1 protein-coding gene is annotated in these 231 nt (G+C 53.2%); it reads left to right on the forward strand.

Features of this window, described 5'->3' with window-relative positions:
- Positions 1-231: acyloxyacyl hydrolase (locus PQR62_RS25625; RefSeq protein ID WP_408160903.1), on the forward strand; the 231-nt coding region annotated here is incomplete at both ends.

Below are 231 nucleotides of genomic sequence, written 5' to 3' on the forward strand. Positions count from 1 at the left end.
ATCGGCGGTTACTGGGATTTATCTGTAGCGCAGTGGAAGATGAATCACTACAACAATACGAACGACAGCGGGACGTTGACGGATATTGGACTGACGCCGGTGTTTCGCTTCCAGGGAGACGACGGCAAGGGTTTTTACGGAGAAGCGGGCGTTGGAGTGCATTTGTTCTCGAAGCTGTACCGCAACAACGACAAGGTGCTGTCGACGGCGTTCCAGTTTGGGGATCACATC

The organism is Herbaspirillum lusitanum (assembly GCF_046025995.1).
Taxonomy (GTDB): Bacteria; Pseudomonadota; Gammaproteobacteria; order Burkholderiales; family Burkholderiaceae_D; genus Herbaspirillum; species Herbaspirillum lusitanum_A.